This window comes from Ancylothrix sp. D3o (assembly GCF_025370775.1).
Lineage (GTDB): Bacteria > Cyanobacteriota > Cyanobacteriia > Cyanobacteriales > Oscillatoriaceae > Ancylothrix.
The window spans coordinates 77,704-91,859 of record NZ_JAMXEX010000013.1 but is presented as its reverse complement, the minus strand read 5'-3'; the positions used below and the strand labels follow the sequence as shown (position 1 = coordinate 91,859).

Sequence of the window (14,156 nt, the reverse complement as noted above, 5' to 3'; positions counted from 1 at the left end):
TTCCTAGAGGCTGGGCAGCCTGTACCTTAATTAGCAAAGCAGAATAAATTCTTTTAGTAAACCTTAAATAAATCCTAAAAAACGCGCTGATTGCCCAAATCTGTGCTTATAATTTGGGCCGGATAGCCCACAAAAAAAAGCAAAAAACAATGGAAAAAAAAGTAGAAATATTACCAAACCTAGAAGCACTAATCGAGAGAGGCTTAGAAATCGTTCTCCAGAAAATCCAAACCAGCATAGAAAAACACAACCGCTTTACGATAGCCCTAGCCGGTGGTAGCACACCAAAACCGCTTTACGAAGCGATCAGCCAACAAAACCTACCCTGGGAAAAAATTCATGTATTTTGGGGAGATGAGCGTTATGTGGCCCCAGACCATCCCGACAGTAACCAACGCATGGCAAGATTAGCATGGCTAAATAAAGTCCCTATTCCCGCCGAGAATATCCACCCGATGCCCACAAATAGCGGTGATCCAGCCATTGATGCAGCCAAACACGAAGCCGAGTTGCAAGAGTTTTTTAAAGTGCCGGTCGCCGAGGTGCCAAAATTTGATTTAATTTTGTTGGGAATCGGCGATGATGCCCACACAGCCAGTTTGTTTCCCCACACACCGGCCTTAAGCGTGCGAGATAGGCTTGTCACCGTCGGCTCAAAAGACGGCCAACCAAGGATTACCTTTAGCGTACCGCTAATTAATCAAGCCGATTGCGTTATGTTTTTAGTAGCCGGTGCCGGCAAAATATCAGCCTTAGAGCAGATATTTGCAGAAAAAGCCGATAGCCAAACATATCCAGCCCGACTGATCCAGCCATCCGGGGAACTTTGGTGGCTTTTGGATGAATCAGCAGGGGAAAAATTGAAATCCGAATATTAAGATCCGGATATGGAAACCGTGAGATTAATAAAACTCCTCTAAGATCAACTTGATGGCAAGTAAAGAATGCGATGATAGTCTGCCCAAATTGCAACCACCAAAACCCGAATGGAGCGATCCAGTGCGAAGCTTGCTTAACCCCATTACCTGCTATGAGTAATTGTCCAAATTGCGGTACCTCTGTTCAAACTGATGCGACTTTTTGCGGACAATGTGGCTTTGATCTGCGAGCAGAGGCTAAAGCTGGCGGGGAAGCAAACAGTAGCGCATCCAGCCAACCCCTGCCTCCTACGATGATATCTGGCCCTGCGGTGGCCCCAACTGTAGCGGTGCCACCGTTAAATGTGCCTGAGCCTTTGGTAGAACCGGCCCCTGTAGTTGGAGTGGAGGTGCCAGCAGCAGAAACGACACAGGCAACGGCCCCCCCCCATACCCCTGCACCAGCGGCGGAAGAGGAGGCATTTATACCCCCACCGGCACCAGCACCGGCACCGGCACCCGCACCAGCAGTAAACACCTCCAAAACGCAATTACAAAATCAGGTAAACGCGAAACTGCTGCACGTCCAAACCAATACCTTAATGGAACTACCGCCATCCTTAACGGTGGTTCATATTGGCAAACCCAATGAGCGAATTCCACCAGATATTGATGTCTCAGGATTTCCTAATTCAGAAATTGTCTCTCGCGTTCATGCGGATGTGCGAGTCGAAGGGGACGGTTATTATATTGAAGATGTCGGCAGTGCAAATGGCACTTATGTAAATAACTTCCCCTTGCCCGCCGGCAACCGCCACCGCTTACGCCCAGGAGATCGCATCGCTTTGGGCAAAGGTGATTTGGTAACATTTTTGTTCCAAATGTCTTGAGGACTGCCGGGCATTTTTCTGTGGAGTAAGTTTAGGGATGCCTTTCTACTGGGTAAATATATCAAAATACCTAGAGAGAGAGGCATTCATTAAAAAACTCAAAATCAGAGGCGACGAGCAGGTGTATCGAAATTAAGCGAGTTTCTCCCGTGATTACACTGATATTGCTGCATCCATTTCAGGCTGTCCCGGTTCAAAGCTGGTCTTTTCAAGAAAACGATTCAACGATTAAGATTGGGCGAGCAACTGATAATCAGGTAGTGCTATACAGCGCTGTAGTGTCCCGCTACCACGTTGAACTGCGCCGGCGCGGTTCAAAATGGGAAATCGTCAATTTAGGCACAAATGGAACATATATAGACGGTAAATCTATTTCTAATATCACGGTTACAAACGGAACGATTATTCATTTGGCACGTTCTGGGCCAAAAATTCAAATTCGCTTTGGCAATCAAGCTCTCGAAGAACTGACAGCGATCTCGGCAGAGGAAACGATTGCTCAGCAAGTGATGCCAGATTTGCCGGTCAAGCACCAAGCCTTCGAGGACGAGACGATGGTTCCTGTGGGGGATGATATGAAGTTGCAACCTCAAACTCAAATCCCTCATTAGTTAGATTTTTGAGGCGGTTATGATGATTAAACGGCTGAACAAGCGGCAAAGACGATGCCGGTGTGGTAAGTTGCTGGCTGAGTAAAGAGTAAATATCTCATAATGAAGGTAAAGGCAAGGGAAGTTTTTATTCTTTGTCAGGAGCTTTTTTTATGAGTTTAGAAGAACAGGTCTTGAAGTGCAGCCAATTGATCAACCGCCGGGTGATTGATCGGGTTTCGGCGGATGATGTGGGTTTTGTAGAGCAGCTTTGGCTTGATCCTAAGTCTCACCAGGTAGTGGGCTTTAGTTGCAAGGCGGGGTTACTGGGTCGAAATAAGCGGGCGTTTACTTGGGGACAAATTGAGCGCATTGGCGAAAATATCCTCGTCAATGCGATACCAGAAACGGCGGATGCCCCAAAGCCGGAAGATGTGGTGACGGTTTTGGGCCACGAACTTTGTACAGATGCCGGCAAGGAGGCGGGTAAGTTAGTTGATTATTTGGTGGTTTCCCAAAGCGGCGTGGTGCTGAATTATTTGTTTAGTTCCAGTGGCTGGCGTGGGGTTTTGGATGGCATTTATGTAATGTCACCGGCGGCGATTCAAAGTTTTGGTACAAAACGGATTATAGTCTCAGAAATTGCGGCGCTTAATCCAGAATTGTATGAGGAAGGTTTGCACCATAAAATCGGTAAGGCGGCTGATTTTGCTCAAAAAGATTATGAGAAAACGGTGGATCATTGGGAAAATTTGAAGCAGCGCACCCAAGTGGGTACGGAAGGTTTGAAACGGGGAGCTCAGCAGCTTGCAGATGAGTTGCAAGAACGAGCTCAGGAGATGAAGGATAAGGTGGAAGATGTGGCAGAACAGGCGAAGGGACGGGTAACAGAGGCGCGTTCTAAGTTGAAGAAGGAAACGCCGCCGGCAGCCCCAGAAACAATTTCACCTCCGCCTACTCGGTTAGAAATTGATGATGAGGATTTTTAAGAAAGGGTTTTTTTAAGAAAATAGGCCGGCATTTTTGATAAGTTTATCGGGATGCCGGTTTGTTTTTTGGCGGTAAAGCCTACCCTATGACGAATGAAATGCCACGAGTTTGAGAGCTACCTTTGAGACTGATGTTAAAAGCCAGTAATAATTTTATTCATAGTGATACCTAGCTTGCAAAAAATCAATGCGATCATCCCTAACTAAATAAACGATGCGGTGTTCTTGAGTCAGCCGGCGTGACCATGTACCAGGCTCTAAATATTTAAGGGGTTCCGGCTTACCAATTCCTGTAAAAGGGTCACGCATAATCGCCTCAATTACTTTAAAAGCACGCAGAGCAGTTTTTCGGTCTGTCTCGATCCAATAAACCAAATCTTCTCGAAACTTTTCCCTAAAAACAGCATCTCTAATTGGCGTTTGTTGTGATTCCTGCTTATCCTTCTTCGCCAATTCCTAACTCCTGACGTACTTCTTTTAAGGTTTGTGGTTTCAAGCTTATGGCTTTTGCTTCTTTGATCGCACTTAGCAACCGCTCTGCGTTTTTAGGTGAACGCAACAAATGCACTGTCTCCAGCAAGCTATTTAATTCATCCGCCGCAATTAAGGCCACATTTTCTCCATCAGGTCGAGTAATAATCACAAAATCTCGATCAGCAACAACTTGTTCGCACAGTTCGTTGAGATTTGCATTTGCCTCAGTTAATGTGATTTGATGATTGACCATAATCAAAAATTCTCCAAAGCGGTAGCGCTTTTATCTAGCAATAACAATCGAATCCTAGCGTTTATCAGCAAACCCCGTGACTTGATTATACCAATTGAATAGAACCGGCCCGCAAACAGCAAGCCGGCCCCACCATTAAATGTTACGCACCGACGGCTTCTTTCGCCGCGTACATCACCTCAATCGTAATTTGATTGATATTTCGTTCCCGCGCAAACTTCTCTGTATTCCGCTTAATTTTGCCCCGCACAAACCCCGGAATTTTATTTAACTCTGTCTGCGCTTCTTTCGTCCAATTCAAATCAGAAGCTTCGGAAACTCCCTTTGTAATCACTTCTTTTGTATCGTGACCACCGAAAATTTCCAGCAAATGATCTTCCATTCCCAAAGTAAACGAATTATAAACCAAATCCGTAATTTGATTTGTTCCTTCATAACCCAAAAATGGCTTATATCCAATCGGGAAATTTTGAATGTGAACCGGCGCCGCAATCACCCCACAAGGAATATCTAAACGCTTGCCAACATGGCGTTCCATTTGGGTTCCAAAAATTGCCGAAGGCTCAATTCTCGCAATCATATTACCAATTTCGGCATTATCCTCACTGATTAAAACTTCATCGCAATATTCGCTTACTTGTTCGCGGAACCACTCAGCATCATACTTGCAATAAGTGCCGGCGCATACCACATGAATTCCCATTTCCCGTGCCAAAATTTTTGTCATCGCCACCGCATGAGTAGCATCGCCAAATACCACTGCTTTTTTGCCGGTTAAATTTTGACAATCAATAGACCGAGAAAACCAAGCCGCTTGGGAAACGTGCAAAGTTTGCTCATTAATAAACTCTTCATAATCAACCTCAGCACCTTGCTCATTCAAAACCTGCTGAATTTTGCGAAGGCAACGCGCCGTTTCTACCACACCCATCGGCGTAATATCCACAAAAGGTGTGCCAAATTCTTGCTCTAAATAACGCGCCGTCATTAACCCCAATTCCCGATAAGGAACCAAATTAAACCACGCTTTCGGCAAGTTTTTCAAGTTGTGAACACAAGCACCTTCTGGGATAATTTCGTTAATTTCAATTCCCAAATCTGCCATTAACCGTTTTAACTCAGTGCAGTCATGGTGATTGTGGAAACCAAGCGTCGAAATTCCGATAATATTCACCGAAGGCTTTTCGGTTTTTCCTTCAGGAAGATTGCCTTTTTTCCGGGCTTTTTCGATGTAATATTGCACAATTTGATGCAGGGTGCGGTCAGCAGCTTGCAATTCATTTACTCGATAGTGATTCACATCTGCCAATAAAACATCGCCCTTTGATTCAATTTGAGCGCGTTCCACAAAATTCTGCAAATCTTCTTGTAAAATACTTGAAGTGCAAGTGGGAGTCAAAACAATTAAATCAGGGTGTTCTTCTTTGTCTTTGCGGGTGATATTATCGACAACTCGCTCTTGCGAACCGCGTGCTAAAACGTGCCGGTCAACAATACTGGTAGTCACCGGCGTAAAATCGCGTTCGCGTTCCAACATTGAGCGCATGACGTTGAAATAATCATCCCCTAATGGGGCGTGCATAATTGCATGAACGTTTTTAAAAGAACTGGCAACGCGGAGAGTGCCAATGTGTGCGGGCCCGGCATACATCCAGTAAGCTAATTTCATTTATCTTTTTCTCCTTTTTGCTAAGCGAAGTATGGTTAATATCTGATTTGTTCTGTTCAGACTGCTGGCTTTGCCTTGTTTTGAGTCTGGAATCTAGCTTTGCATTAAAACAACATCAATGTTACTTCTGGGTAAACATTCTTAATTTTTTGCCATCTAGCTTTACATTTTTTGGTTGTTGCTGAGTTTCGCTAGGGAGCAATACCTATGCTTAGGTTCGGTTGGGCAAACGAAAACCAAATGGCCACGATTGCTTATGATACTATTAGCATAAATAATAAAAAGCAATTTGCCATGCGAACAAAACAAGATTGGGAATGGTTAGCCGCCGGCTCAGAATATTTAACTGCGGTGGAAGTTCAGCAGCTTTTACAAGAGGGAAAAATTATGGAAGCAAGCCAAGGTCTTTACGAATTAATTGAAATTATGGGAAAATCTAAAAAACTAGCTTACAGAAGCCAGTTAATTCGCCTCATGGCTCATGTTATTAAATGGAAATGTCAGCCACAACAGCGATCTACGAGTTGGGCAATAACAATTTCATCGGCTCGAAATGAAATAGAAGATATCCAAGAGGAAGTGCCTAGTTTGAATCGAAATTATGCTGAGTCTGTCTGGGATAAATGTTTTCAAAGGGCGCTCAAAGAAGCGGAAATGGAAATGGGTAAAAAATGTGAGTTAATTTCTCTAACTTGGGAAGAAGTCTTTGAGGAGGAATACAGTTTATTAAAAGATTAGAGGAAAAAAATCAGGATTTGAAAACCTGTAAAGCTTCCCGCTGTGCTATTAATAATTCTCTAATTCCTTTCTCAGCAAAATCCATCATTTGATTCATTTGAGTGCGGGTAAAACTTCCTTCCTCAGCCGTTCCTTGTAGTTCAATAATTCCCAATTGGTCATTCATCACCACATTAAAATCAACATCCGCCGCCACATCTTCGGGATAGTTTAAATCAAGAATGGGTTCACCTTTTAATAATCCCACCGACACCGCCGCAACTTGATGAAGAATGGGAGTTTCTTTTAAATCGCCTTTATCAATCAATTTTTGCAAAGCATCTGCAACCGCAACAAAACCGCCGGTGATAGAAGTAGTACGAGTACCCGCATCTGCTTGTAAAACATCAGCATCTACAATAATCGTGCGTTCTCCTAATAATTTTAAATCCAAACAAGCCCGCAAACTACGACCAATTAAACGCTGTATTTCTTGAGTTCTTCCCGATAGCTGCATTAGTTCTCGATTTTGGCGTTGCGGCGTGGCGCCAGGTAACATTCGATATTCTGCCGTGAGCCAACCTTTGCCGGTGTTTTCCAAAAATTTTGGCACACCGGCCTGTATTGTAACACTACAAAGCACCACCGTATCACCGCATTTTGCCAACACAGAGCCGGCGGAAAACTTGGTAAAATTTCGCTCAAAACTAATCGGACGCATTTGATCGCCGCCGCGACCATCAGGACGTTGGAAAGACATAAAAAATAAAAAATAGGTTGTTATGAGTGTAGCTTTTCCAGCAGTTCTTGCTGTACTTTTTCAAGCGGTTGAGTCGCATTAATTTTCAAGAGGCGGTTGCGGCGTTCGTAGTATTCCATGATCGGAATCGTGCATTGATAAAACAAATCAATACGCCGCTGGACAATTTCTGGCTGATCATCAGGACGTTTACGAGCAAGCGACCGGCTCATTAAAACAGGTTCGGGAACTTCTAACCAGATGGCCCAGTTGAGCCTTTGCCCCAAATCATCTAATAAAAAGTCTAGCTCTTCTGCTTGAAAAGCGGTACGGGGATAACCATCAAGCAGCCAACCAGCAGCGGCATCTGCTAACAAAAGCCGCGCTCGAATAAACTCTATCATGGTCGGGTCGGGAACAAGTTCGCCTTTTTCCACAAAAGGCTGGGCTTGTTGGCCTAGTTCAGTTTGAGCAATAATCGCTTGTCGCAAAATATCGCCGGTGCCTATCAAAGGAATATTTAGCTGCTGGCAAAGTTTTTGTGCTTGTGTTCCTTTGCCTGCTCCTGGCCCTCCTAAAATTATTAATCTCACAAAATATGCTCCTCTGCTGTGCGGCTGTGGTGTCGGTGGGTGTGGTGGATGAAACTGCTGTTTCCTTACGAAAATCTAAACAAACTCCTACGGCATCAAAAATTCCCAAACTCTTCGCAAACTTAGGAAAAGATTTGCAGATTATTGAAAATGAAATCGTGGGAATATGGCCCTACGGCATCAAAGCCAAGCAAACTAAAAGGCCGGTCAATGCGTTGCACCTCTCAATAGTCGGAACACGCACCTAGGACATCAAAGATTTGCAGACTGTGTAGATTATCGCAAAAATCGGGCTTTTGCAAGCGCCTCCAAAAAAATTTAAACAAATTGACAGCAAAGAATTGTAGCTATGCTTATCAACCCAACCAACTGTTTTTAACAAATACCGGCTGGCTCAAAAACTTGGGACACTGTTAATTGCAAAACTTACCCCAAAAATATCTTAAAAAACCATCAGATGATTCTACTTGATCCTGTACAGCTTGCCAAAATATTCAGGCAATAGATATCATAAATGTCTGCTCTTTGGCGAACACACTCAGAAATAACCAAAATTTTCCAAAAACGTTATATTTATTAAAATCTATAGCAATTTTAAGTAAAACCGGCACAAAAAAAGGAGCATCTTGAACTTTCTCACCGGCCTTCAACCAAACCAACGCAAAAACCTATTAGTATTATTTGCTGCTGGCCTATTATTTTGGGTCAGTATGGCCTCCTTATTACCCACCTTACCCCTCTATATCGAACACATCGGCGCGAGTAAACAAGAAATAGGCATCGTCATGGGAGCCTTTGCCATCGGACTTTTACCCTCCCGCGCTTGGTTAGGGCCAATGGCAGACCGGCGGGGGCGCAAAATTGTATTAATCATCGGCCCTATTGTCGGAACGATAGCAGCCTTGGGTTACTTATTATTAAAAACCGTCCCCGCCCTGTTTTTTCTGCGAGCCTTTCATGGCATTAGCATTGCTGCTTTCACCACCGCCTACAGCGCCCTCGTCACTGACATTTCTCCACCAGAAAAACGCGGCGAATTACTTGGTTATATGAGTTTAGTTCAACCGATAGGAGTTGCCTTGGGGCCGGCCCTCGGTGGATTGTTTCTGCAACCCACAGAAAATTATTTTGCCTTATTTCTGATGGCAGCCGGTGTAGGATTTTTAGCTTTTCTTGCTTGTATTCCTATCCAAGAACCGCCCAAAGAAACAGAAAATCTCACCCCTCCAAAAACCGCCCAAACAAAGCAATTCTGGCAGATATTATGGAGTCCGGCGGTGAGGATACCGGCATTTGTAATGTTAATGACCGGCTTTGTTTTTGGAGTCCTCCACACCTTCATTCCCCTCTACCTCAAAGAAAGCGGTGCCAACTTAAACGCCGGCCTCTTTTACACAGCCGCCGCCATTGCCAGCTTTAGCATTCGCCTCCTCATTGGGCGAGCCTCCGACCGCTACGGACGAGGCATTTTCATCACCGCCAGCCTGATCTGCTACATTATCGCCATGCTAACTTTGTGGAGAGCCACCACCGGCCCAGAATTTTTAATCGCCGCAGTCCTTGAAGGTTCAGCCTCCGGTACAATATTTCCGATGGTGATTGCTTTAATGTCAGATCGCTGCTTACCTCACCAACGAGGCCAGTTTTTCTCCTTATCGGTAGGTGGCTTAGACTTTGGGATGGTGATGGCCGGCCCGATAATGGGATTTATTGCCGAATACACTGGCTATAGACATTTATTTGGCATTGCTGCCGGTTTGTCTTTGGTTGGCTTGGTTGCTTTCGCGACGCTCTCCAGTAAAAATATCCCCTCCTCCTTGCGTTTTGCGATGGGGCGAACTAAAGATATTTATGCTTTGGGTAAGGAGTAATCTTTTTAACTACGGTTAAAAAAATTTAAGGTTGAAACCTGAGTTAAAATACCTCAAAGTTTCAACCTTAAAACCCTTGGAAACGGGCCTGGAGGGACTCGAACCCCCGACCTTGTGGTCCGTAGCCACACGCTCTAATCCACTAAGCTACAAGCCCTTGTCTTTTTGCAGCGGTTTTTTTAAATACCGCTCACAATTTCCAATAGTAGCACAACCTCAAAAAAAAATGCAAGAGATTTCTGAAAATTTTTCTGTGCCGGTTCAAAACGCCCAACTCACGCACCTAGACAGCAGCGGAGAAGCCCGGATGGTGGACGTTTCCGAGAAAAAGCCGACAAAAAGAGAAGCCGTTGCCGGTGGGAGGGTGCGGATGTCGCTGGCAACATTTGAGGCAATACAGGCCGGTGATAGCCCAAAAGGAGATGTTTTAGGAACGGCCAAAATAGCCGGGATTATGGCGGCCAAACAAACAGCCCAACTGATTCCCTTGTGTCATCCCTTGCCCTTGCAAAAAATCGATGTTGAAATCGAGGCTGATCAGCAATTACCGGGCTATCAAATTCGAGCGCGTGTAGTCACCACAGCCCAAACCGGCGTAGAAATGGAAGCACTCACAGCGGTAACGGTGGCTGCTCTGACGCTTTACGACATGGCCAAAGCCTTAGAAAAAGGCATTGAGATCGAATCAATTCGGCTGTTAAGCAAAACCGGCGGAAAATCCGGGGACTATATGGCTGGTATGTAGCCATGCTCTCGCTCTTAAAAACCGGCCCATCTTATTGAGAATAAAAAACTCAAAGGCTTCTTAACCAAATACCAGGTAAAGCTGAAAAAAAGCGAAGCTAAAACTCTTAAAAAAGATAGCCAAAGGCGGGTATTTTCTCAAATTTTGCGAACCCGCTTTAACTTTTCAAAGCATCAATCTTAAAAAGATATCAAATTGTAGAGGATAACCAGGGATAATCTCCAAAAAAAAATCCCGCGAGGAATGGGGGGGTTATCTCGCCGCATCTATTGAGGCGAGGACTGTTTAGCCACCACAAACTACGCGCCAAAACTAACCGCCAAAGGGCATTTCACAAGCTGGAAAATTATCTCTTAAAGGCAAAAATTTCTTTATCTAGCTTTAGGGAGACAATATTGCTTGAGGATATCTTGACCTTGACGGACAAGTTTTTCGGGCCCTTCGAGCATCAAAAGATAATGACCTTGACGCAGGTGGTGGAGATAAATACCAGCGGTACTACCTTCACCTAAAAGACCTAATATCCCGCCGATCACAGCACCCAGGAAACCGGCCACCAGGGCACCGACAGGAATTAACAACAATAAACTTAAATTGAAAGGAATTTTGAAAGCCAGAGTAGAAATCAACACACCGACAAATGCCACAGCCGCGCCGACTGTGCCGGTGAGGAAAGCCAACCGGCCAGCATTAGCAAAAGCAATTTGCATAGGCTCAAACAAACCGACTCTTTCGGGAGAGCTATAGCCCTCGCCAACGATAGCCAGATGTTCAGGAGAGATGCCGTGATATTGTAAAAGCCGATAAGCACTAAAAGCGGATGCCTCATCGGGAAGCGCCACAATAGCCAAATAGGTATGACGCTTGGGGGATGCTTTGTGGAAAAATCGCGTTGCGCTCACATGAATTCTTTGGGTGGTGGGAAAAATTCTTTTGTCTTTCCGCAATTCTAACCTCTATATCTGGTTGGCGACAAAATATGAAGCACAAGTTAACTAAAAAAATCTGGGCCTGCCTAAACCTGAGTTTCTATATCTGGGAAAGCTTTACAATGAGATAAACCGATCAATCGTACAATAAAAGGTTATCTATGCCTCCTCGTTGGCCCCGCAAACCCGACCGGCGCGATCCTGCCTACCGCCGTTTAGACGACAGAATGAATTTTGCCCTGCACGTCGCTATTTTTGCCGCGTCTAATTCGGGGTTGTGGTTTTTGACTAAAATACAGGTGTTGCATTGGGCATCCCTGCCTTGGTTGACCGGCACTTGGGCATTTATTTTGCTGGTACACGCCGTATATATTTTCGCCCTTGCTAATTATTCTGCCTCAGAGGAAAACGAAATCACCGGCACCCCCTCTCAGCCACCCCAGTAAAGAAAGTTTTCCATTTCCCTGTTAGGCATTCAAAACCACGCTATTTCTTAAAACCACTCAGCAGTCAAAATTTTTTTCCGGCTGCTGAATTTTTTAAGTACACTTTTGTTGCAAAAATCTACCTGATTGCTGTTTAAGCCGGTTGAGTGTCAAACCCGGCAGTTGTTTCTGGGAGGACTGTAAAATTAATCTTTAAAACCGGCCCTAACATGAAAAGGTCAAATTTTCCCTATTCATCTAAAACTGTTTTAGCACTTTTCCTGAAAATTTTGTCAGCCAATCGTCGGATTTTATTAACTTCAACAGGAGTTACGATTGGCATAATTTTCCTCAAAATATTGGGAATCTTACAACCCCTAGAATTAATAACACTTGACGGTTTTTTTCGCGCTTCTCCCAACCCTGGAACAGACCGGCGTATTGTGATTGTGGGGGTAAATGAAAAAGATATTCAAAAATTCGGCACACAAATGTCGGATGCTGTTTTGGCTGAATTATTGCAAAAAATCTATGCTCAAAAGCCGCGAGTTATTGGCCTTGATATTTATCGCTCCCGGCCAATTCCACCAGGTTCTATTGAGTTAGAACGAACATTTGTTCAAATTCCTAATTTGATCGCTATTGAAAAAATCCCCTATAAAAATGATGAAGTTGGCATCGCAGCACCGGCCACTCTAAAACAAAAAAAGCAAGTAGGCTTTAATAATGTTGTTATCGATATTGATGGCAAAGTTCGCCGCAGTTTATTGTATTGGCATTTTGAGGGCAAAGCTCACAGAAGTTTTGCTTTGCAAATTGCCTTAATGTATCTCAAAGCTGAAGGCATTACTCCCCAAGCTGCTCAAACAAATTCCGACTATTTACAACTCGGACAAACTGTGTTTAGGCAATTTAAAAGTAATGATGGTGGCTATGTGGGGGCTGATAGCGGCGGTTATCAAATTTTAGGTAATTTTCGCGGGCCGGCTGGTAGTTTTCGCACTTTGTCTGTAAGTGATGTTTTGGCGGGTCATTTTAATGCCGGTGTATTGCGAGATAGCATTGTTTTAATTGGCTCCACAGCACCGAGCATGAAAGATTTATTTTCCACTCCCTACAGTGCCCCACAACGGGTTTTTGGGGTAGAAGTTCATGCCAATTTTACCAGCCAAATTCTCAGCGCTGTTTTGGATAACCGGCCTTTAATTCAAGTTTTGCCAGATAAAATTGAATGGCTATGGATTTTTGTTTGGTCAAGTTTGGGAGCCGCCATTAGTTGGAAGTTTCGCTCTCCGGGCCGGTCGGCTTTGGGGGTATTTTTGGCCGGTTCAATGCTCACCGCAGTTTGTTATTTAGCATTTCTGTTTGGTTGGTGGTGGGGACTATTTCCACCCCTGTTAGGATTGATGATTTCGGCAGTTTATATCACCGGCTATTTTGCTTATCTGGAAGAAGAATTTAAAAAATCACGAGAATTTTTATATAGCGTCATTAATACAATTCCCGACCCAATTTTTGTTAAAGATCAAAAGCACCGCTGGATTGTTTTAAATCAGGCGTATTGTAAATTAATTGGATATGGCTATGACAAGTTAATTGAGAAGTCTGAGCAAGATTTTTTTGGTTCAGAGGAAGCTTTATGGTTTCGGCAGCAAGATGAACAGGTTTTTCATACAGGAGTAGAGCAAGAATCAGAGGAAAAGTTTACGGATGCTAAAGGCAATACCTATTTGATTGCAACAAAAAGGTCACTGCATAAAGATGCGGCGGGAAATTTGTTTTTAGTAGGAGTGATTCGGGATATTACCGAACGCAAAAAAATAGAAGAAGAATTGAAGCGAACAGCATCAGAATTAGCTCGCTCAAATCAAGAATTAAAAACCTCAAAAGATCAGTTTCGCTATTTGGCTTATCACGACCCCCTAACCGGCCTGCCGAACCGAAAGTTATTTCAAGAACGTTTGAGTCAGTCTTTAGATTGGGCTGTTGTGAATAACCAAAAAGTGGCATTATTGTTTTTGGATCTCGATGGCTTTAAACAAGTCAATGACACGCACGGACATGATATTGGTGATTTGCTGCTAAAAGCAGTAGCAAGCCGGTTGACAAGGTGCTTGCGAGGCAGTGATACTGTATGTCGGCTCGGTGGCGATGAGTTTACGGTAATTTTAACGGCAATTCCTGGGATTCCTGATGCAGTGCGAGTTGCCCAAAAAATTCTCAAGACTTTGGCAGAACCATTTTTGCTACAAGATCATTCTATTTCAGTGACCAGTAGTATCGGTATTAGTCTTTATCCCCTCCATAGCCACGATGTAGAAACGTTGATTAACCAAGCAGACACGGCTATGTACGCAGCGAAAGAAGCGGGAAAAAATAGATATGAGATAGCTGCTGAGTGAAGTTTTAGATTTG

16 protein-coding genes and 1 tRNA gene are annotated in these 14,156 nt (G+C 44.1%); 10 read left to right on the top strand and 7 right to left on the bottom strand.

Annotated features, from left to right (window positions below; all coding sequences use genetic code 11):
- Positions 1–149: 149 nt before the first annotated feature.
- From pgl to NG798_RS19705, 4 genes are all read left to right on the top strand, one after another.
- Entirely contained in the window at positions 150–878 is a 729-nt protein-coding gene (pgl, locus tag NG798_RS19720; RefSeq protein WP_261225416.1) for a 6-phosphogluconolactonase, read from the top strand.
- A 71-nt stretch (positions 879–949) separates the two neighbouring features.
- On the top strand, positions 950–1,747 hold the full coding sequence (locus tag NG798_RS19715; RefSeq protein WP_261225415.1) for an FHA domain-containing protein: 798 nt from the start codon (positions 950–952) through the stop codon (positions 1,745–1,747).
- A gap of 149 nt (positions 1,748–1,896) precedes the next feature.
- Complete coding sequence (locus NG798_RS19710) at positions 1,897–2,358, top strand: FHA domain-containing protein (protein ID WP_261225414.1); 462 nt, start codon at positions 1,897–1,899, stop codon at positions 2,356–2,358.
- Positions 2,359–2,510: 152 nt separating this feature from the next.
- Positions 2,511–3,326 (top strand): PRC-barrel domain-containing protein, encoded by an 816-nt coding sequence (locus tag NG798_RS19705; RefSeq protein WP_261225413.1) that lies wholly within the window; start codon positions 2,511–2,513, stop codon positions 3,324–3,326.
- A gap of 153 nt (positions 3,327–3,479) precedes the next feature.
- Here NG798_RS19705 and NG798_RS19700 read toward each other — a convergent pair whose 3' ends face one another.
- The 3 genes from NG798_RS19700 to bchB form a co-directional block, all read right to left on the bottom strand.
- On the bottom strand, positions 3,480–3,779 hold the full coding sequence (locus tag NG798_RS19700; protein ID WP_261225412.1) for a Txe/YoeB family addiction module toxin: 300 nt from the start codon (positions 3,777–3,779) through the stop codon (positions 3,480–3,482).
- Positions 3,763–4,053, bottom strand: coding sequence for a type II toxin-antitoxin system Phd/YefM family antitoxin (locus tag NG798_RS19695; RefSeq protein WP_261225411.1), 291 nt, complete (start codon positions 4,051–4,053; stop codon positions 3,763–3,765). The genes NG798_RS19700 and NG798_RS19695 overlap by 17 nt, the downstream gene beginning before the upstream one ends.
- A 142-nt stretch (positions 4,054–4,195) precedes the next feature.
- Positions 4,196–5,722 carry a ferredoxin:protochlorophyllide reductase (ATP-dependent) subunit B gene (bchB, locus tag NG798_RS19690; protein WP_261225410.1) on the bottom strand — a complete coding sequence of 509 codons (1,527 nt, stop codon included), beginning with the start codon at positions 5,720–5,722 and terminating at the stop codon, positions 4,196–4,198.
- 207 nt (positions 5,723–5,929) lie between these two features.
- Here bchB and NG798_RS19685 point away from each other — a divergent pair, with 207 nt between their 5' ends.
- Positions 5,930–6,460: a DUF29 domain-containing protein gene (locus NG798_RS19685; protein WP_261225409.1), complete on the top strand. Its 531-nt coding sequence runs from the start codon at positions 5,930–5,932 to the stop codon at positions 6,458–6,460.
- Between the two features lie 10 nt (positions 6,461–6,470).
- Here the strand turns inward: NG798_RS19685 and rph are convergent, their stop codons facing one another.
- Both rph and NG798_RS19675 read right to left on the bottom strand, forming a co-directional pair.
- Positions 6,471–7,199, bottom strand: coding sequence for a ribonuclease PH (gene rph / locus NG798_RS19680; RefSeq protein WP_261225408.1), 729 nt, complete (start codon positions 7,197–7,199; stop codon positions 6,471–6,473).
- 20 nt (positions 7,200–7,219) lie between these two features.
- Positions 7,220–7,771, bottom strand: a complete 552-nt coding sequence (locus NG798_RS19675) for an adenylate kinase (RefSeq protein ID WP_261225407.1) — start codon at positions 7,769–7,771, stop codon at positions 7,220–7,222.
- A gap of 5 nt (positions 7,772–7,776) precedes the next feature.
- On the opposite strand from NG798_RS19675, the gene NG798_RS19670 reads away from it, so the two are divergent.
- Both NG798_RS19670 and NG798_RS19665 read left to right on the top strand, forming a co-directional pair.
- The gene (locus tag NG798_RS19670; protein ID WP_261225406.1) at positions 7,777–8,019 is read left to right on the top strand and encodes a hypothetical protein; all 243 of its coding nucleotides are present in this window, start codon (positions 7,777–7,779) and stop codon (positions 8,017–8,019) included.
- Between the two features lie 378 nt (positions 8,020–8,397).
- The gene (locus NG798_RS19665) at positions 8,398–9,642 is read left to right on the top strand and encodes an MFS transporter (RefSeq protein ID WP_261225405.1); all 1,245 of its coding nucleotides are present in this window, start codon (positions 8,398–8,400) and stop codon (positions 9,640–9,642) included.
- Between the two features lie 83 nt (positions 9,643–9,725).
- On the opposite strand, the gene NG798_RS19660 is transcribed toward NG798_RS19665, so the two are convergent.
- Positions 9,726–9,799: transfer RNA gene (locus tag NG798_RS19660), tRNA-Arg, on the bottom strand.
- Positions 9,800–9,868: 69 nt separating this feature from the next.
- Here NG798_RS19660 and moaC point away from each other — a divergent pair.
- Complete coding sequence (gene moaC, locus NG798_RS19655) at positions 9,869–10,387, top strand: cyclic pyranopterin monophosphate synthase MoaC (RefSeq protein WP_261225404.1); 519 nt, start codon at positions 9,869–9,871, stop codon at positions 10,385–10,387.
- 371 nt (positions 10,388–10,758) lie between these two features.
- Here moaC and NG798_RS19650 read toward each other — a convergent pair whose 3' ends face one another.
- On the bottom strand, positions 10,759–11,334 hold the full coding sequence (locus tag NG798_RS19650) for a hypothetical protein (protein WP_261225403.1): 576 nt from the start codon (positions 11,332–11,334) through the stop codon (positions 10,759–10,761).
- Positions 11,335–11,477: 143 nt separating this feature from the next.
- On the opposite strand from NG798_RS19650, the gene NG798_RS19645 reads away from it, so the two are divergent.
- Positions 11,478–11,762: a 2TM domain-containing protein gene (locus tag NG798_RS19645; RefSeq protein WP_261225402.1), complete on the top strand. Its 285-nt coding sequence runs from the start codon at positions 11,478–11,480 to the stop codon at positions 11,760–11,762.
- Between the two features lie 269 nt (positions 11,763–12,031).
- On the top strand, positions 12,032–14,143 hold the full coding sequence (locus NG798_RS19640; RefSeq protein WP_261225401.1) for a CHASE2 domain-containing protein: 2,112 nt from the start codon (positions 12,032–12,034) through the stop codon (positions 14,141–14,143).
- The last annotated feature ends 13 nt before the right edge of the window (positions 14,144–14,156 follow it).

Coding starts and splice junctions, on each gene's coding strand:
- pgl (WP_261225416.1), top strand. CDS start 150: ATGGAAAAAAAAGTAGAAATATTACCAAACCTAGAAGCACTAATCGAG.
- NG798_RS19715 (WP_261225415.1), top strand. CDS start 950: ATGATAGTCTGCCCAAATTGCAACCACCAAAACCCGAATGGAGCGATC.
- NG798_RS19705 (WP_261225413.1), top strand. CDS start 2,511: ATGAGTTTAGAAGAACAGGTCTTGAAGTGCAGCCAATTGATCAACCGC.
- NG798_RS19695 (WP_261225411.1), bottom strand. CDS start 4,053: ATGGTCAATCATCAAATCACATTAACTGAGGCAAATGCAAATCTCAAC.
- bchB (WP_261225410.1), bottom strand. CDS start 5,722: ATGAAATTAGCTTACTGGATGTATGCCGGGCCCGCACACATTGGCACT.
- NG798_RS19685 (WP_261225409.1), top strand. CDS start 5,930: ATGCTTAGGTTCGGTTGGGCAAACGAAAACCAAATGGCCACGATTGCT.
- rph (WP_261225408.1), bottom strand. CDS start 7,199: ATGTCTTTCCAACGTCCTGATGGTCGCGGCGGCGATCAAATGCGTCCG.
- NG798_RS19670 (WP_261225406.1), top strand. CDS start 7,777: ATGCTCCTCTGCTGTGCGGCTGTGGTGTCGGTGGGTGTGGTGGATGAA.
- moaC (WP_261225404.1), top strand. CDS start 9,869: ATGCAAGAGATTTCTGAAAATTTTTCTGTGCCGGTTCAAAACGCCCAA.
- NG798_RS19645 (WP_261225402.1), top strand. CDS start 11,478: ATGCCTCCTCGTTGGCCCCGCAAACCCGACCGGCGCGATCCTGCCTAC.